The following is a 17017-nucleotide window of genomic DNA, read 5'->3' on the forward strand; positions in this document are numbered from 1 at the left end:
TACGAAGACAGAAAATTCATACCTGCGGGCCGTCCACGGGGTATACAATGGGTCGTCCGACCGCAGGCGACGCGGTCGACGCTTCACGCGCCGTCGAAGTGAGCGTCGTCCTGCCCGCCTACAACGAAGAGAGCACGATCGAACGGACCGTCGAGACGACACTCTCGGCGCTCTCTTCGTTCCTCCCCGACGACGCCTTCGAGGTCATCGTCGCCGAAGACGGCTGTTCGGACCGAACGCCCGAACTGGCCGAGGAGATGGCCGCCGCCGACCGACGCGTCCGCCACTTCCACAGCGACGAACGGTTGGGCCGCGGCGGCGCACTCGAACACGCCTTCGAGGCGGCCGACGGCGACGTTCTCGTCTACTTCGACACCGACCTCGCGACGGACATGCGCCACCTCGAAGAACTGGTCGAACGCGTGCGCTCGGGCGACTGCGACGTCGCCACCGGGTCGCGGTGGATGCCGGAGAACGTCGCCGACCGGCCCGCCAAGCGCGGCGTGCCGAGTCGCGCGTACAACGGCCTCGTGCGCCTCTTCCTCCGCTCCGACCTCCGAGACCACCAGTGCGGCTTCAAGGCGTTCTCGCGGGAGGTGTTCGAGACGCTTCGCGACGACGTGGAGGACGCACACTGGTTCTGGGACACGGAGATGCTCGTCCGCGCCCAACGCGAGGGGTTCGAAGTCGAGGAGTTCGCCGTCGATTGGACGCCGAAGGGCGACACGAAAGTCGACCTCGTCCGCGACGTGTTCGGCATGGGGAGCCAGATACTCCGCGCGTGGTGGCAACTGTCCGTTCGCCCGCGCATCACCCGCAGAGTCGCGTTGGTCGCCGGTGCGGTGTTGACCGTCGCCGCGATGCTCCTCATGACGCAGTACATCGACTTCGGGGCCGTCCTCTCGGAGGTCAGGCAGGCCGACGTGGCGTTCGTCGCCGTCGCCACCGTCGTCTACCTCCTCTCGTGGCCGGTCCGCGGCGTCCGCTACCGCGACATCCTCGAAGAGTTGGGCTACCGGGAGAAGGCGGGGTTCCTCACCGGCGCGGTGTTCATCAGTCAGACCGGGAACCTCGTGTTCCCCGCGCGGGCGGGCGACCTCATCCGCGCGTACGTGGTGAAAGCGCGGCGGGGCATCCCCTACCCGACGGGGTTCGCCTCCCTCGCGGCCGAACGCGTCTTCGACCTCCTCACCATCGCGGGGATGGCGGGAGTCGTCCTCGTCGGCTACACCGCGACCGGACAGACCGCCGAACTGGCTGAGACGCTCGTCGGCGCGGAGGGCGCGGGGCGCGTCGCCGTCGTCGTCGCGACGCTCGTCGGTCTGGCCGCCGTCGCCGCCGTCGCCGTCATCGCCCTCACCGCGCGGTCGGACAACAACTTCGCGGGGACCCTCGTCCGCCGGGCGAGTTCCGACTCCTACGCGGAGTACGTCGCGGGCGTCGTCGAACGGTTCGCGGGCGACCTCCAGACCGTCGCGGGGACGCGCCGCGGGTTCGCCCGCGTCGGCGCGTCGAGCGTCGTCATCTGGACGCTCGACGTCATCACGGCGGTCATCATCCTGGCGGCGTTCGACCCGGGACTCGGCCTCGTCGAACTCCTCGCGGTCGGCTTCTTCGCCGTCAGCGTCGGCAACCTCGCGAAAGTGCTTCCCCTCTCGCCGGGCGGCGTCGGCCTCTACGAGGGCGCGTTCACCCTCCTCGTCATCGGCCTCACCCCGGTGGGCTACCCCATCGCCATCGGCGCGGCGGTTCTCGACCACGCCGTGAAGAACGTCGTCACCATCATCGGCGGGTACGCCTCGATGATCGGTCTGAACGTCTCGCTGACGACCGCAGTGGAGGAGACGCGCGACGTGAAAGACTCCCCGGAGGCCGCGGCGAAACTCGACGACGACTAAAACCCACCTTTTTCCGGTTCGGGTGCGCTCCGCACACCCTCACCGCAAAAATCTGGACCAAAAAGGCCGACTCAGCCGTCGAAGACGGCTTCGTCGGTGAACCGCGCGCCTCCGGCACGCGGACGCTCTTACAGCTAACTACCGATACAACTCGCTCACGAACGGCCCGAGGGCCGCCGTCACGGCCGACTGGAGGGCGTCCGTCCGGGACATCCGACCGCCGGTGAACGCGCCGGCCGCGCCCTGCTTTTTCGCCACGTCTTCGGTCCCGAGAACGTCGTCCATCACCGGGCCGAGTTCCTCGCCGTCTCGCACCCTGTCTGCGATTCGGTCGGGGAGGCGGAGGCTCGGCCCCGCGCCGTACCCCGTCGTCTCGCCGTCGGTGACGGCCGCCCACATCACCAAAAAGAGGTCCTCGGACCCCTCGAAGGAGGCCACCCCGCCCTCGATGCCGACGCCGAAGTCGTACGCGCCCGCGTCGAGGGCGGCGACGGCGCGGTTCCCCGCGCCGGTTCGCGTCTCCGCGTGCCCCGTCGGTTGCTCCGAGACGCCCGAGGGTACGGATTCGGACTCAACAGTCGCCGCCTCGAAGGCGCGTTCCGTCGCGTCACGTTTCACCGGGTTTCCGCTCCCGACTGCGACTCGCATACCCGTCGGTTCCGCGTCGGCGGGGATGTGCGTGTCGCTTTCGGCGACTCACTCGTCGTCGTGAAGGAGCGTCGAGAGCGTCTCGACGCCCTCGACGAGGCGGGGACTCGGTTGGTTCAACAGGTCGTCGTCGACGACGTGAACGTCGGCGTCGACGTCCCACCCGCGGGCGCGGAACGACTCGGGGTCCACCCTGTCGCCGTGGCCGCAGACGTGCAACACGACGTGGTCCGGGCCCTCGACTTCGACCGCGGAGCGAGACACCTCTCGGGAGCGTTCGCCGGGCGAGACGAACGGGTACCGCCCGCCCGCCGCCTCCACCGCCTCGGGGACCCAGTTGCCCGCGGCCATCGGCGGGTCGGACCACTCCTCGCAGTAGACCACCGGGCGCGGACGGCCCCCGAGTTCGGCGGCGACGGTGTCGCGGACGGCGGCGAGTCGGTCCCGCGCCTCCGCGGCGAGTTCGGCCCCCGCCTCCGGTCGCCCGACGGCGCGACCCAGCGTCTCGAAGGAGTCGACGACGGCCGCCAACCCGTCGGGTTCGACGTGGCAGACCTCGAACCCGCGGTCGAGGAGTTCGTCGCGGACGTCCGCCTGCAGGCCGTCGCTCGTGCAGACGAGGTCGGGGTCCAGTTCGGCGATGCGGTCGTAGTCCGGGTTCAACCACCCGCCGACGACCGGCCTGTCCAACTCGCAGTGCGCCGTGACGCCGACGACTGCGTCCTCGGCGCCCATCGCCGCGAGCGTCGCCGTCGAACTCGGCGCGAGCGATACGACGCGCGGTCCCCCCTCGGCCTCGCGTGCTCTCTCCGGGTCGCCCTCCATACCCCCTCTCGAACGTGTGAGCGCAAAGGAGTTACGCGAAGCCAATAGTATATAAACGTGAACGATACACGTTCACAAACGCCGGGTATCGGGCGATACCGGGCGAATCTGAAGGGGATTCCGAACGGCTTATGTGGTCTTGCTCGCTCTTTGGAATACGGACCGCCTCGGGCTTTCTCGGCCGTGTTTCCGCACCGAGGCATTCGTCGCTGTACCAATGAGCGAGAAGAGCACCTTCACTCGCAGAACTGCGAGAACGAGAGAGGAACCGCAAGAGCGGACCGGCGAGGAACGAAGCGCCGACTCCGCGGGAGAGAAGTGGGGGCGACCGGCGGACGAATCCGAGACGGAGTCGGAGACGACCGACGAGGAGCTAACGTGTCCGGAGTGCGGCGGCAACGTCATCACCGACGACGAACACGGAGAGACCGTCTGTGACGACTGCGGCCTCGTCATCACCGAGGACTCCGTGGACCGCGGCCCCGAGTGGCGCGCCTTCGACGCCCAAGAGAAGGACAGCAAGTCCCGCGTCGGCGCGCCGACGACGAACACGATGCACGACAAGGGGCTGTCGACCAACATCGACTGGCGCGACAAGGACGCGTACGGCAACTCGCTGTCGTCGAACCAGCGCCAGAAGATGCAGCGTCTCCGCAAGTGGAACGAGCGATTCCGCACCCGCGACTCCAAGGAGCGCAACCTGAAGCAGGCGCTCGGCGAGATCGACCGGATGGCCTCCGCGTTGGGCCTGCCCGAGAACGTCCGCGAGACGGCGTCGGTCATCTACCGCCGCGCGCTGGACGACGACCTGCTGCCGGGACGCTCCATCGAGGGCGTCGCCACGTCCTGTACGTACGCCGCCGCGCGGATGGCCGGCGTCCCGCGTTCCCTCGACGAGATTACGGACGTCTCCCGCGTCGAGAAGAGCGAAGTCGCCCGAACGTACCGATACATCGCCCGCGAACTGTCGCTCGAAGTCAAGCCCGCCGACCCCGAGCAGTACGTCCCGCGCTTCGCTTCGGAGCTGGGACTCTCCGACGAGTCGAAGATGCGCGCGCGCCAACTGCTGAAGAACGCAAAGGAGAAGGGCGTCCACTCGGGCAAGTCGCCGGTCGGCCTCGCGGCCGCCGCCGTCTACGCCGCCGCCCTCCTCACGAACGAGAAGACGACGCAGGCCGCCGTCAGCGACGTTGCGGACATCTCCGAGGTCACCATCCGCAACCGCTACCACGAACTCCTCGAAGCCGAGGACAGCATCGGCCTCGCCTGACCGACGACGCTTCTCAGCGGTGTTTCGGTTTATCTCTGCCCGGGAGCGACGGCGCCGCGCCGCGTCCGCCGCGGAGACGGCGTGTCACCTCCGGAGTTCCGGCCGATTTCGCGCGCCGGGTAAGCGTTTAGTCGCCGGCCTTCCGCCTTCGAGTATGGACCTCTCGTTCGACTCGTTCGTGCTGGCCGCGGCGACGGCCGACCTCTCGGACGCCGCGGACCCCCGCGTCGGCGAACACGCAGACGCCGTGGAGTTCCGGATGGATCTGGCGGATTCGGACCCCGAGTCGGCCCTCGGCGCCTACGACGGCGACGTTCCCCTCGTCGCGACGAACCGCGCCTCGTGGGAGGGCGGCGACTGCGACGACGACGACGAGGACCGGTTGGCGACGCTCGAACGGGCGGCCGAACGGGACGCGGTGGCGGCCGTCGATATCGAACTCGACAGCCTCCTCACCCCCCGGGGCGCGACGGCGGCCGACCGAGTTCGGGAGGCGGGCGCGTCCGTCGTCGCCTCGTTCCACGACTTCGAGGGGACGCCCGCCGCCTCCGAACTCCGCGAGACGCTCCACGAGGCGGCGACGGTCGGCGACGTGGGGAAAGTCGCGGTGACGGCGACGGACGACCACGACGCCCTCCGACTCCTCGAAGCGACGAACGCCGCGACGACGTGGGGCGACACCGTCGCGACGATGGCGATGGGCGAGGCGGGAAGACACACGCGCGCCGTCGCGCCCGTCTACGGGTCGAAGATCGGATACGCCCCCGTCCGACCGGCGGAGGCCACCGCGCCCGGCCAGTACGACTTGGAGACGCTTTCTCGACTCGTCGGCGACCTCGAAAGAAATCCGGACACTTAAGCGGCGGGACCGCTTCGGGCCACGACATGGCTGATACGCGTCGGCGAGCGATGGTCGCCGCCCTCGTGGGCGTACTCGGTGCGAGCGTCGGCATCGCCGGCGCTGGGCACGTCTACCTGCGGCGATGGCGGAGAGCACTCGCGTGGTTCACGTTCGTCGTCGCCGTCGGCGTGGCACTCGTGTTCGCGTTCGCCGACCCGACGACGGTGTCCGTGTCGGACCCCTCGGCCCTCCCCACGGAGGTGACCGGTCCGGTGTTCGCGCTCCTGTTTCTCAGCACGGTGGACGCCTACTACGTCGCCGCGCGCGGCCACCGGGGGGAGTCCGGCCCGCGGTGTCCGAACTGCGGCGGCGAACTCGACGCGCAGATGACGTTCTGTCCGTGGTGCGCGACGGAACTGAAGGGTCGGCCCGACGGCGTCGAGAACGTCGACGTCGAGGAACGCGGCGACGAGGTAAAGTAGAGGGACGCGGCGACGGGCGGCCGGCGGACTACTTCTCGATGATGCTCTCTTCGACCGCCTCGCCGAAGTGGCGGGCGGTCTGCTCGTAGTAGAGGAGGATTTCGTCGCCGGCTTCGAGGTCCGTGACCGACGTGCGGCCCTCGCGCGTGTGGACTTTGATGGTCTCTGCGTTCTGCAGGAGCGTCTCCACCCTGTCGCCGTCCACGTCGGCCTCGACGCGGAACATCGGCCGCTTCTCTATCTTCACGCGCCCGACGATGGCCTCCCGCGTCCGGCCGCTTTCGTCCACCACCTGCACCTCGTCGCCGCTTTTCAGTTCCGAGAGGTACTTCGTCCCGCCGTCGGGCGTCCGGACGTACGCGTGGACCGCGCCGGCGTTGACGCGGAACGGTCGGGAGGCGACGTACGGCGACTCGGCCGTCTCCGCGTGGACGAAGAAGAGACCCCGACCCATGCTGCCGACGAGCATCCCCTCGTCGTGTTCCATCAGGTTGCCCGTATCGACGCAGACCCGGTCGGCCATGCCGGTCCGTTCGACGGCCGTCACCTCGGCCCACCGGAGTTCCAGCGACTCGCGTTCGGCCTCGTCGCGTATCTCGACGGTCCGGCGAATCTCGTCGGGGTCGTCGCTGTCCAAGAGGACGCCGTCGGAGCCGGATTCGAGCGTCTCGAACGCCGTCTTCGCCTCCTCGGCGGAGGTGACGCCCGCGACGAGTTCCGTCTCCTCGCCGATGCGTGCGATGAGGTTCTCCAGGGGGATGATCGTCCAGTCGTCCCCGATGACGATGGTGTGGTCCGCGTCCAAGGCCGCCTCCTCGGCGAACGACTCGTAGTCCTTCGAGAGGATGCGGACGTACGCGCCGTTGGCTCTCTCGTCGTCGCGGCGGAGCGTCGTGAGGTCCGCGGACCCGGAGAAGTCGGAGGGGAGGTCGACGGTGCCGTCGCCCTCGCCGTCCTTGCCGACGAAGTAGGCGTCGGCGTTCGCGTCCGGCGATTCGTTCTCGGCCTCCTCGACGTCGTCGACGAGGCGAACGTCCCCGCCGTTCCTGAAGGCGGCCACGTTCACGTCGCCGAGCGAACGGACGCGTTCGACGTCCTCCTCGTCTACGAGTACCCAATCGACGCCCGCTTCGAGACCCGCGGTGATTCGTCGCTTCCTCGTCTCCCAGTCGCCGACTGCGTCGTCGGCCTTGAGCCAGACGCTCCGAGTCATTGTGCGAACCGACACGTCAGTAGGGCTTGAACGTGGCGACTCTCAACAGAATTGCCGGGCGACGGGTTCGAGTGCGGAGGCGGGCGGTCACTCGAACCGCTCGGGGTCGATTCGCGCCAACCGCATGGCGTTCCCGGTGACTCCGAGGCTCATCCCCATGTCGCCGACGACGACCGCGAGTGCGACGCTCACAAGTCCGAGCGGAACGCCGAGCGCGAGCAGGAGTTTCACGCCGAGGCTCGCCCAGATGTTCTGTCGGATGACGCCGTTGGCCGTCTGCGACAGGGCGTACAGGTAGGGAAGCTTCCCGACGTCGTCGCCCATCAGCGCGATGTCGGCGGTTTCGAGGGCCGCGTCCGTCCCCGCCGCGCCCATGGCGACGCCGACCTCCGCCGTCGCCAGCGCGGGCGCGTCGTTGACGCCGTCGCCGACCATCGCCACGTCGCCGTACTCGGCCTGCAGCGTTTCGACGGCCTCAACCTTCTCCTCGGGGAGGAGTTCGGCGCGGTACTCGTCGACGCCGACCCGTTCGGCGATGGCCCGCGCCGTCCCCTCGTTGTCGCCCGTCAGCATCACGACGCGCTCCACGCCGAGTTCCCGCAGACGCTCGACGGCCCGCTTCGACGCCGGACGCACCTCGTCGGCGACGGCGATAGCGCCCAGAAGCTCGGTCTCCGTCCCCACGAGAACGACCGTCTTACCCTCCCGTTCCAACGCGGCGAGGGTATCCTCGGCGAACGCGCCGCCGCCGGGTCCGGCCGCGTCCTCGGGGACGACACCGCCGTCGGTCGCCGCGCGCGTCCGCGAGAGGTCGAATCCCAACTCCTCGAAGAGCGCGGGCTTTCCGGCGTAGTACGTCTCGCCGTCGATATCTCCGCGGATTCCCTTGCCGGTCAGACTCTCGAACGCCGTCGGTTCGGGCGGGTCGCCCGCGCCCGCCTCGTCGGCGCGGGCGAGGACCGCCGCGGCGATGGGGTGCTCGCTGCGCCGTTCCAGTCCGGCGGCGTGCCGGAGGAGCGTCGACTCGTCGGTCCGCCCGAGGGCGACGACGTCGGTGACCGCGAGTTCGCCCTCGGTGAGCGTCCCCGTCTTGTCCACGGCGACGGCGTCGACGTCGCCCATCGCCTCGAGGTAGTTGCCCCCCTTGATGAGGACGCCGTTCTTCGCGGCGCTGGTGACGCCCGAGACGACGGAGACGGGCGTCGAGATGACGAACGCACAGGGACAGGCGATGACCAACAGCGTGAGGCCGCGGACGAACCACGTCTGCCAATCGCCGGCGAAGGTGAACGCGTACCCCGCCGCGCCGACCGAAATCGGCTCGCCGACGACGAACGGCGGGACGGCGGCGGTCAGAATCGCCAAGGCGACCACGGCCGGGGTGTAGTACCCCGAGAACCGGTCGACGAACCGCTCGGTTTCGGTCTTCTTCGCCTGCGCGCCCTGCACCATCTCGATGATGCGCGAGAGCGTCGAGTCGCCCGCCGTCGAGGTGACCTCCACTTCGAGGTACCCCTCCTCGTTGATTGCGCCGGCGTACACCTCGTCGCCGGCGGTCTTATCGACGGGAACGCTCTCGCCGGTGATGGGCGACTCGTCCACGGCAGACTCCCCCTCCAGAACCGTCCCGTCGAGCGGAATCTTCTCGCCCGGACGGACGACGACCGTCTCGCCGACGGCCACGTCTTCGGCGGAGACGGTCACCTCCTCGTCGGTGACGGCTTCGCCGTCTCCTCGGGGCGTCTCCGACGACCCGGTGTCGCGCCGGACGGTAGCCTCGTCGGGCGACAGTTCCATCAGTTCCCGCAGGGAGTCCCGAGCCCGGTCCATCGCGTAGTCTTCGAGGAGTTCGGCGATGCTGAACAGGACGGCGAGCGTCGCCGCCTCGACGAAGTAGCCGATGCCCGTCGCGGCGACGATGGCCGTCCCCATCAGCAGGTCGATGTCGAGGCTCCGGTTCTTCGCTGAGTAGTAGCCGCTTCGGACGACGGGGATACCGCTCGCGGCGACGGCCCCGAGGAACAGCACGTCTGCAAGTGAGAGCGGGTAGTCGAGGACGCTCGCCACGACGACGTTCTGCGTCGTCAGGAGGAACTCGAAGAGGAGGCCGACGACGACGAACGCCGCGCCGACCCACGTCTTCTTCGCGCGCGGACTCGTCCAGACGTCGGACGGCGGCGCGATGTCGACGCCGTCGGCCGAACCGTCCGTTTCGTCGGCGTCCGGGCCGCCGACTACCTCGTACCCCGCGGCCGCTATCGCCTCGACCACGTCGGCCTCGCTGGCGCGGTCGGGGTCGTACGTGACGGCGGCCGTTCCGGTCGTCGGTTGGAGCGTCGTCTCGACGACGCCGTCGACGCGCCGGAGGCTCTTTTCGACCTTCTGCGCGCAGGACGGGCAGTCCATCTCGGGGACGGTGAGGCGAGCGGTCAGTTCCCGCGGCCGTCCCGCCTCGTTCGTCCGCCCCGCGGCGTTCGATCTGTCGGTCATCGCTTCGAGGTAGGGGCGGCAGTTCGATAAGGGTTAGTTGGAATATTCCAAAACCATCAGAGCGGTGCGGACGCTCCGTCCGTCAGTCTCTCGCCGGCGACGTACCGCTTGGCCAACTGCTCTTCGGCCCGGCGGAGGCGGTAGGTGAGCGTCGACCGCGGCACGTCGAGGTGGTCGGCGAGGTTGCCGACGTCGACCTCGCGCGGGGACTCGTAGTAGCCGTGTTCGACGGCGGCCCTGAGTGCGGCCTCCTGTTCCGGGGAGAGACCGCCCGCGCCGCCGTCCGTCCCGCCGGCCGACGCCGACGTGTCCGCCGTCCGGAGCATCTCCATCCGGGCGCAGTCGCCGACCGCCGCGCCGAGGGCGTCGAAGAACGCCGCCACGTCGCCCTCGCCGGGGTGGATGATGCGCCACGTGTAGTGACGACCCTCGTGGCGCGTCTCGAACAACACGCCGTCGCCGAGGTGGTCGCGGGCGATGTGGGGGACGGACGCGCAGGCGGGCGTGCGCTCCCAGTCGGAGTAGAGAACGAGCGTGTCGTCGGTGTGGTCGAGGACGCGGGTTGTCTGGGTCGCGCCGCAGTCGTCGGTCGCGAGGCAATCGGCGTAGTAGTCGCTGTTGAGAAAGGCGTCCTCGACGTCGTCGAGGGCGTCCGGGCTCCCGACGGCGTGGTCGACCCGCCAGAGGCGTTCGTCGGTGGCGTGCAGCGACAGCGACCGAACGCGGGCGTCGGGGTGGTCCGCGAGGGTGTCGGCCACCCTGTTGCATCCGGGTTCGTACTCGAGGGCGAAGACGAGTTCGCGCATACCGCGACTTGGGGCCGCCCGGACATAACACGTGACCTCGGCCGTTCGTCCGACCGGCGTCGGTCACACCATCGAAGTCGTGGTGATTCGCACCCGACATCGGAGGATGTTTGATGCGTGACTTCTGTGCATCGGCGTTGAGGAAGAATCAGTCGCTCGGTATGGCTGCTTATTTGTCATCGGCTAATAGCCCAAAAAAGCGGGTATCCACGTATTCACCGTCAACGAAGTAATGCTCTCGTAGGTAGCCTTCTTCTTCAAACCCTAATTTCTCAAGAATCCGTTGAGAAGTCTTATTGCCTTCAAAAACACGCGCCATGACCTTATGCAAGCCTCTCTCGTTGAATGCGTATCTCAGGCCGAGTTCGGCAGCCTCAGTCGCATACCCATTTCCTTGTTCTTCGGGAGAAACCCAGTATCCGATTTCCCCACGGCCCGCGACGTCGTCGATTCTGAACAGCCACAGGAATCCAACCGGAACACTATCTCGACACGGCAAGAAGTGAACCTCGGTGTCATTAGTCTCAAGGAAATCGGAGAGTCGCTCGCTATCTATCGGATCGGTCTTAGCAAACCAGTGACGGAGTTCAGGTGAATTCCAGTGGCTCCGAATGAATTCTCTATCTTCTGATTCGACAGTTCGGAGTGACAATCTGTCACTTTCGAGGAACACCGGTCCGGGCATACTCCGGAGTACGTCTCTCATCTGTTTGAAACTATTCTGCGGACTTAGATTGAGATGGTGCCGGCGACCGGTGTGCGTGCTGTACTGACCAATTCCCACTATTCCTCCGTGACCGTACTAGGCGCAGACCGGTATCCTCCGAAACGGGGATCGCACCCGGCACCCTCAATTCGATATAGCATTCGGGAGTTTATTCGCCGGTGAGAGGGGGTCTTCGGCGTCGTCGTTCACTCGGCGAGCGAGTTTCCCGGACACGTCGAAAAGGGCCTTCACCGGCCGATAACGAGGTTCTCTCCCTCGAAAACATCCACGGCGCTCACGGCGGCGTCAGCGTCCCGCCCGAAGATATCGACGCGCGACCCGACGCGGCGTTCGACGGGACGTGCGTTCCGAGGTGAGTTCCCGGCCCGAGAACGCACGGCCGACTCGCCCGGTTACACCTCCGGAGTTCCGTCCGCGATGACTGCCTGCACCCGGGGCTGAGCAGTGATATGGTAACACGTAACGAAAGGAGTCGGAGAGGTGCAGAACCGGGGTGGTATCGAGGAGGACCGTCGAGATGCTGCAATCGAGTTCCATCGTCCACCCGAGGTCACTCACCGCCGAACGCCGACTCGTCGGGAGGTTCGTCACTGCGCGCGAGTCGAAACGTGTTCGACCGACATCCAGTCCGCCACCGGCCGGTATCACCCGAGAATCCCGGGATATCTCGAATTACGGCGACGGTCCAGCGCCGAGACGGTGCCCGCTGACGAAACCGGCCGTAGAAGCGCCGTCGGAGGGCAACGCGGCACTCGACGAGAGCGCGAGTCGAGGGCTACAGCAGAGTTATAAACCGAATACAGCGATACCAAATAGGGCTGTTCGGTGAAATCGGAGCCTCGACGGAGGAGGCGCGTCGCTCCGAGCGCCTTCGAGCGAAAACCAGAGAATCGAGAGGAAGAGAGCCTGTTACCGGGGAACTACTCGGGTGCGATGCCGCCCTCGTTTCTCGTGAGGAGGTAGAGGACGAACGAGGAGAGCCAGTGGGACCCGGCGTAGTTGTCGGTGAACGCGCGTTCTAACCCGTACTCGGCGTGTTTCTCCGCGCTCCGGCGGAACGCCTCGGCGTACCGGTGCCCGTCGAGGGCGGACGCGAGGCCCGCCGCGCACCACGCTTTCGAGACGTTCAGCCCGACGAGGTGGAGCGCGACCCCCTCCTCGGGGTCCGAATCGGCGCGGACGGGTTCGAGGACGGAATCGTACGGGGGGCGGGTCAGGTCTGGGAAGAACCCCTCGACCCACGTCGTGAACTCCTCGCGGTCGTAGACGCGACGCATGAGGTCCGCCTCCGTCAGCGACGGCGAGAGGAAGTCCCACCCGAGCGGTTCGTACTCGACCGGGTAGTCCCGGTCCCCGGCGAAGAACGCCGTCGCCGTCTCCGAGACGTCGGCTTCGAGTTCCTCGTCGGACACCGTCCGCGCGTAATCGAGGGCGCAGTGGAGGGCGAACGCGGAGTTCTGGTGGGTGCCGACGCGGAACGGTCGCTCCTGCGTCAGAAACTCCGAGCGAACGAGGGAGCGCACCGTCCGCTCTAGCGGTTCGAGCACCGAGCGCCACTCGTCGGCGTAGTCGTCGTCCCAGCGGTGCAGTTCCGACGCGAGGTGGAGGAGCCACGCCCAGCCGTACGGCTTCTCGAACGAGGGGTTCCGCTCGAACTGCTCGACTTCGCGTTCGACGTTCTCGGGTGTGAACCGCCCGTCGATGCTCTCGACGATTCGGGACCGCTCGGGGTGCTCTTCGAACAGTCGGAGTTGGCGGACGAGCGCCCAGTGACTGTGCACCGCGGAGTGCCAGTCGTAACAACCGAAGAACACCGGATGCCGCTCCTTCGGCCGCGGACCGCCGGAGGGGGAGTCGACGGACCGAACGTGGTGCGGGAACTCCGTTTCGAGCGACTCCAGCGGGTGGTGCGCGAGCGTCTCCGCCACCTCCGAGTCGAACCAATCGCTCCTCCCCGCGAGGACCGTCTCGGTATCGGCGTCGGCGAGTGTCTCCATCGGACGGGTCGTTTCTCCCTCTCCGTATTTAATCGGTTGCCGGCGTGGTACGTGGAGACGGGGCGCGAAGACGGGACGCACAGACGAGGCGCGCGGCGCGTCGAGAGAAGAGTAGAACGGCGGCGTTACGCTTCGATGCCGAGTCCGGCTTTGCGGAGTGCGCTCTCGGTGTCGGCGTCGTCGTGGACGACTGCGCTCACTGCGCGCGTGATGGCCTCGGGGTCGTCGTGTTGGAAGATGGAGCGACCCATCGAGATGCCCGCCGCGCCGCCGTCCATCGCGCCGCGAACCATCTCGACGGTTTCTCTGTCCGTGCCGCGACTCCCGCCGGCGATGATGACCGGCAGGCGCGTCGCGTTACAGACGCGTTCGAAGGAGTCGCCGTCGCCGGAGTACGCCGTCTTCACGACGTCCGCGCCCAGTTCCTCGGCGAGGCGAACCGCGTGGGCGAGGCTCTCGGCGTCGTGTTCGTCGACTCCGGGGCCGCGCGCGTAGTTCATCGCGAGGACGGGCACGCCGTAGCGGTGCGCCGTCTCGGTCAGTTCGCCGAGTTGGGTCATCTGGTCGGGTTCGTGCTCCGACCCGACGTTCATGTGGAACGAGACGGCGTCGGCGCCGGAGCGAAGGGCCTCCTCGACCGATCCGGTGATGCGTTTGTCGTTCTCGTCGGGACCGATGACCGTCGATCCGTTCAGGTGGACGATGTAGCCCTTGCCGTTCTTGTTCGGGTGGACGCGCCGGGCGACGCCCTTCTGCGTGAGAACCGCGTCCGCGCCGCCGCGCGTGATGGCGTCTACCGTCGATTCCAACTCTACGAGACCCTTGACCGGGCCGAGCGTGATTCCGTGGTCCATCGGGACGACGACGTACCGTCCCCCTGTCGAGATGCGTTCGAGTCGTGCGTCGAGTCCTACGTGCATTGTATTGTGTGAGACTGTAGCAACCTCGGGTTATGTGCGTTCCGCTTGTGGCTCACGTTGCGCGAATCCGCGTTCGGATCCGTCCTTCAGTTCGCGAGCCAGCGATTCGAGTCGGTCCGCGACCGCTTCCGCGTCCTCGCCGTTCTCGTGACCTTGCGCGACGATATCCACGAGAGCGCTCCCGACGATGATGCCGTCGGCGCCGCCGGCGACGATTCGCTCGGCGTGGTCGCCCGTCTTGATGCCGAATCCGACCGCCTTCGGCACGTCGTAGTCGGCGAGGCGTTCGAGGCTCTCCTCGGTCTGTCCGGACACGTCGTCGCGCGCGCCGGTGACGCCGAGTCGGGCCTGGACGTAGACGTAGCCCGACACTTGCTCCATGATGCGTTCGAGTCGCTCCCCGCGCGTCGTCGGCGCGACGATGAACACGAGGTCCAACCCGAACTCGTCGCAGGCCTCCCGCAGGGGGTCCGCCTCCTCGGCGGGCAGGTCCGGAACGACGAACCCCGAGAGGCCCACCTCCGCGGCCTTCTCGACGAACGGGCGCGGCCCGGATTCGTCTCCAAATTGGTAGATGAGGTTGTAGTACGTCATGCAGACGAGGGGCACGTCCACGTCGAGGTCCTCCACGAACTCGAAGAAGCGGTCGGGCGTCATCCCGGCCTCTAAGGAGCGAACGACCGCCCCTTGGATGGTCGAACCCTCGGCGACGGGTTCCGAGAAGGGGAGGCCGAGTTCGATGACGTCCGCGCCGCCGCGTTCGAGGGCTTCGACGTACTTCAGCGACGACTCGTAGTCCGGGTCGCCCGCCGCGAGGTACGGAACGAACGCCGGGCCGTCCGCGAACGCCGCTTCGAGGGCGTCGTTCGCCATCTAGAACCCCCCCGCGAACTCGGTCATGTCGGGCGCGATGTCGATGTCGCGCTTCTCCGTCTCCTCGATGACCGATTCGAGATCCTTGTCGCCGCGGCCGGAGAGGTTCACCAGCACGGAGTCGCCCAACTCGCCGTGGTGCTCTTCGAGGTAGGCGAACGCGTGGGCGGACTCCAACGCCGGGATGATACCCTCCAACTGCGAGAGGCGGTGGAACGCCGTCAACGCCGCGTCGTCGTCGACGTTCACCGCGGTCACGCGGCCTTCGTCCGCGAGGTGGGCCAGTTCCGGGCCGACGCCCGCGTAGTCGAGGCCCGACGAGACCGAGTGCGACTCCATAATCTGGCCGTCGCCGTCCTGCAGAATCTTCGTGCGCGCGCCGTGGAGGACGCCCTCCCGCCCCGTCGAGAGCGACGCGGAGTTGGGCGCGACGCCCGCCTCCTCGTCCACGGAGAGGGAACTCCCGCCCGCCTCGACGGCGTAGAGGGCGACGTCCTCGTCGTCTACGAACTCGGCGAACGCGCCCATCGTGTTCGACCCGCCGCCGGCGCAGGCGAGGACCGAGTCGGGGAGTTCGCCCGCCTTCTCGCGCATCTGCTCGCGGGCCTCCTCGGAGATGACCGACTGGAAGTCCCGCACCATCGCCGGGAACGGGTGCGGGCCGACGACGGACCCGATGACGTAGTGGGTGTCCTCGACGTTCGTCGCCCAGTCGCGCATCGTCTCGCTTATCGCCTCCTTCAGGGTGCCGCGGCCCGCCGTCACGGGCGTCACCTTCGACCCGTTGAGTCGCATGCGGAAGACGTTGGGTCGCTGGCGGTTGATGTCGCGCTTGCCCATGTACACCTCGCAGGGCATGTCGAGGTGCGCCGCCGCCATCGCCGTCGCGGTGCCGTGTTGGCCCGCGCCCGTCTCCGCGACGATGCGCTCTTTGCCCATGTACTTCGCCAAGAGGACCTGCCCGAGGGCGTTGTTGAGTTTGTGCGCGCCCCCGTGGACCAAGTCCTCGCGCTTCAGGTAGACGTCGCAGTCGTACCGTTCCGACAGTCGCTCCGCGTACTGCGTGGGCGTCGGTCGCCCGCCGAAGTCGCGCAGGCGGCGCCGGAACTCGTCCATGAAGCCGTCTTCGTTCTCCAGCACGTACCGCTCGTAGGCGTCCGTCAACTCCGTTATCGCGGGCATGAGCGCCTCGGGGACGTACTGACCACCGTACTCGCCGAACTTGCCGTCTGTCTGTGTCTCCGTCATTCGGATGTCTCCGCTGTCGTGAATCGTTCCGTGTTCGCTCGCACGTCGCCGTCCATGATGGCCGTGCCGACGAGGAGGGCGTCCGCGCCCGCCGCGCGCATACGGCGAGCGTCTTCGACGCTGGAAACCCCGCTCTCGGCCAGGAGCGTCGCGTCGTCTGGGACGTGGGGCGCGACCCTCTCGAACGTTTCGAGGTCCACCTCCAACTTCGCCAAGTCGCGGTTGTTCACGCCGATGATGTCGGCACCCGCCTCGACCGCGCGGTCCAGTTCCGCCCGGTCGTGGACCTCCACGAGCACCTGAAAGCCGCGTTCGCGCGCCGCCGACAGGAGGTCCGGCAGGTCGTCGCCGACGAACCGCGCGATGAGGAGGACGAGGTCGGCCTCCACGGCGTCGAGTTGCGCCTCGCTGACGACGAAATCCTTCCGCAGGACGGGCACGTCCACGGCCTCCCGGACCCGCCGGAGGTTCTCGGTCGAACCGCCGAAGTGGTCCGGTTCGGTTAACACCGACAGGGCCGTCGCCCCGCCCCCGACCATCTTGCGGGCGAGTTCGACCGGGTCGTCGCCTCTCGTCCCTTCGGTGGTCGGACTCGTCGGCTTCACCTCCGCGACGACGGGCACTCGCCCGTCGGCCTCGGCGGCGTCCACCGCGTCGGGGAACGACCGCGCGTCGACGCTGACGCGCGACTTCCCGCCCGACCGGTCGCGTGCGGCCGCGAGGATGGACCGCACCTCCGGCGCAAGTTCGTCCTCACTAGCGTCCATCGTTGTACATCA

Annotated in this window: 15 protein-coding genes; 4 read left to right on the forward strand and 11 right to left on the reverse strand. The window is 67.8% G+C overall.

Annotated features, from left to right (window positions below):
* Positions 1–47 precede the first annotated feature (47 nt).
* Positions 48–1898 carry a flippase-like domain-containing protein gene (locus BLS11_RS10910; RefSeq protein ID WP_092537377.1) on the forward strand — a complete coding sequence of 617 codons (1851 nt, stop codon included), beginning with the start codon at positions 48–50 and terminating at the stop codon, positions 1896–1898.
* Between the two features lie 138 nt (positions 1899–2036).
* Here BLS11_RS10910 and yjjX read toward each other — a convergent pair whose 3' ends face one another.
* Positions 2037–2546: an inosine/xanthosine triphosphatase gene (gene yjjX / locus BLS11_RS10915; RefSeq protein ID WP_092537379.1), complete on the reverse strand. Its 510-nt coding sequence runs from the start codon at positions 2544–2546 to the stop codon at positions 2037–2039.
* A gap of 48 nt (positions 2547–2594) precedes the next feature.
* Positions 2595–3371, reverse strand: a complete 777-nt coding sequence (locus BLS11_RS10920; protein ID WP_092537381.1) for a helical backbone metal receptor — start codon at positions 3369–3371, stop codon at positions 2595–2597.
* 217 nt (positions 3372–3588) lie between these two features.
* Here BLS11_RS10920 and BLS11_RS10925 point away from each other — a divergent pair, with 217 nt between their 5' ends.
* The 3 genes from BLS11_RS10925 (at position 3589) to BLS11_RS10935 (ending at position 5964) form a co-directional block, all read left to right on the forward strand.
* Complete coding sequence (locus tag BLS11_RS10925) at positions 3589–4641, forward strand: transcription initiation factor IIB (protein ID WP_092537383.1); 1053 nt, start codon at positions 3589–3591, stop codon at positions 4639–4641.
* 154 nt (positions 4642–4795) lie between these two features.
* The gene (locus tag BLS11_RS10930) at positions 4796–5500 is read left to right on the forward strand and encodes a type I 3-dehydroquinate dehydratase (RefSeq protein WP_092537385.1); all 705 of its coding nucleotides are present in this window, start codon (positions 4796–4798) and stop codon (positions 5498–5500) included.
* A gap of 26 nt (positions 5501–5526) precedes the next feature.
* The gene (locus tag BLS11_RS10935) at positions 5527–5964 is read left to right on the forward strand and encodes a zinc ribbon domain-containing protein (RefSeq protein WP_092537387.1); all 438 of its coding nucleotides are present in this window, start codon (positions 5527–5529) and stop codon (positions 5962–5964) included.
* Positions 5965–5992: 28 nt separating this feature from the next.
* Here BLS11_RS10935 and BLS11_RS10940 read toward each other — a convergent pair whose 3' ends face one another.
* The 9 genes from BLS11_RS10940 to trpC all read right to left on the reverse strand — a co-directional run bounded on the left by BLS11_RS10940 (position 5993) and on the right by trpC (position 17005).
* Entirely contained in the window at positions 5993–7177 is a 1185-nt protein-coding gene (locus BLS11_RS10940; RefSeq protein ID WP_092537389.1) for a 3-dehydroquinate synthase II, read from the reverse strand.
* A gap of 87 nt (positions 7178–7264) precedes the next feature.
* Positions 7265–9667, reverse strand: coding sequence for a heavy metal translocating P-type ATPase (locus BLS11_RS10945; RefSeq protein WP_092537391.1), 2403 nt, complete (start codon positions 9665–9667; stop codon positions 7265–7267).
* Between the two features lie 56 nt (positions 9668–9723).
* Positions 9724–10473: a helix-turn-helix domain-containing protein gene (locus BLS11_RS10950; RefSeq protein WP_092537393.1), complete on the reverse strand. Its 750-nt coding sequence runs from the start codon at positions 10471–10473 to the stop codon at positions 9724–9726.
* 169 nt (positions 10474–10642) lie between these two features.
* Positions 10643–11158: a GNAT family N-acetyltransferase gene (locus BLS11_RS10955; protein WP_175454434.1), complete on the reverse strand. Its 516-nt coding sequence runs from the start codon at positions 11156–11158 to the stop codon at positions 10643–10645.
* 962 nt (positions 11159–12120) lie between these two features.
* A complete protein-coding gene (locus BLS11_RS10960) occupies positions 12121–13197 on the reverse strand; it encodes a DUF2891 domain-containing protein (protein ID WP_092537397.1) in 1077 nt (358 codons plus the stop codon).
* Between the two features lie 125 nt (positions 13198–13322).
* On the reverse strand, positions 13323–14117 hold the full coding sequence (locus BLS11_RS10965) for a 2-amino-3,7-dideoxy-D-threo-hept-6-ulosonate synthase (protein WP_092537400.1): 795 nt from the start codon (positions 14115–14117) through the stop codon (positions 13323–13325).
* A gap of 30 nt (positions 14118–14147) precedes the next feature.
* Positions 14148–14990 (reverse strand): tryptophan synthase subunit alpha, encoded by an 843-nt coding sequence (gene trpA / locus BLS11_RS10970; RefSeq protein ID WP_092537402.1) that lies wholly within the window; start codon positions 14988–14990, stop codon positions 14148–14150.
* Positions 14991–16238 (reverse strand): tryptophan synthase subunit beta, encoded by a 1248-nt coding sequence (gene trpB / locus BLS11_RS10975; protein ID WP_092537404.1) that lies wholly within the window; start codon positions 16236–16238, stop codon positions 14991–14993. It abuts the gene before it with no gap.
* Positions 16235–17005 (reverse strand): indole-3-glycerol phosphate synthase, encoded by a 771-nt coding sequence (gene trpC / locus BLS11_RS10980; protein ID WP_092537406.1) that lies wholly within the window; start codon positions 17003–17005, stop codon positions 16235–16237. The genes trpB and trpC overlap by 4 nt, the downstream gene beginning before the upstream one ends.
* Positions 17006–17017 lie beyond the last annotated feature (12 nt).

This window comes from Halopelagius longus (assembly GCF_900100875.1).
Classification (GTDB): domain Archaea; phylum Halobacteriota; class Halobacteria; order Halobacteriales; family Haloferacaceae; genus Halopelagius; species Halopelagius longus.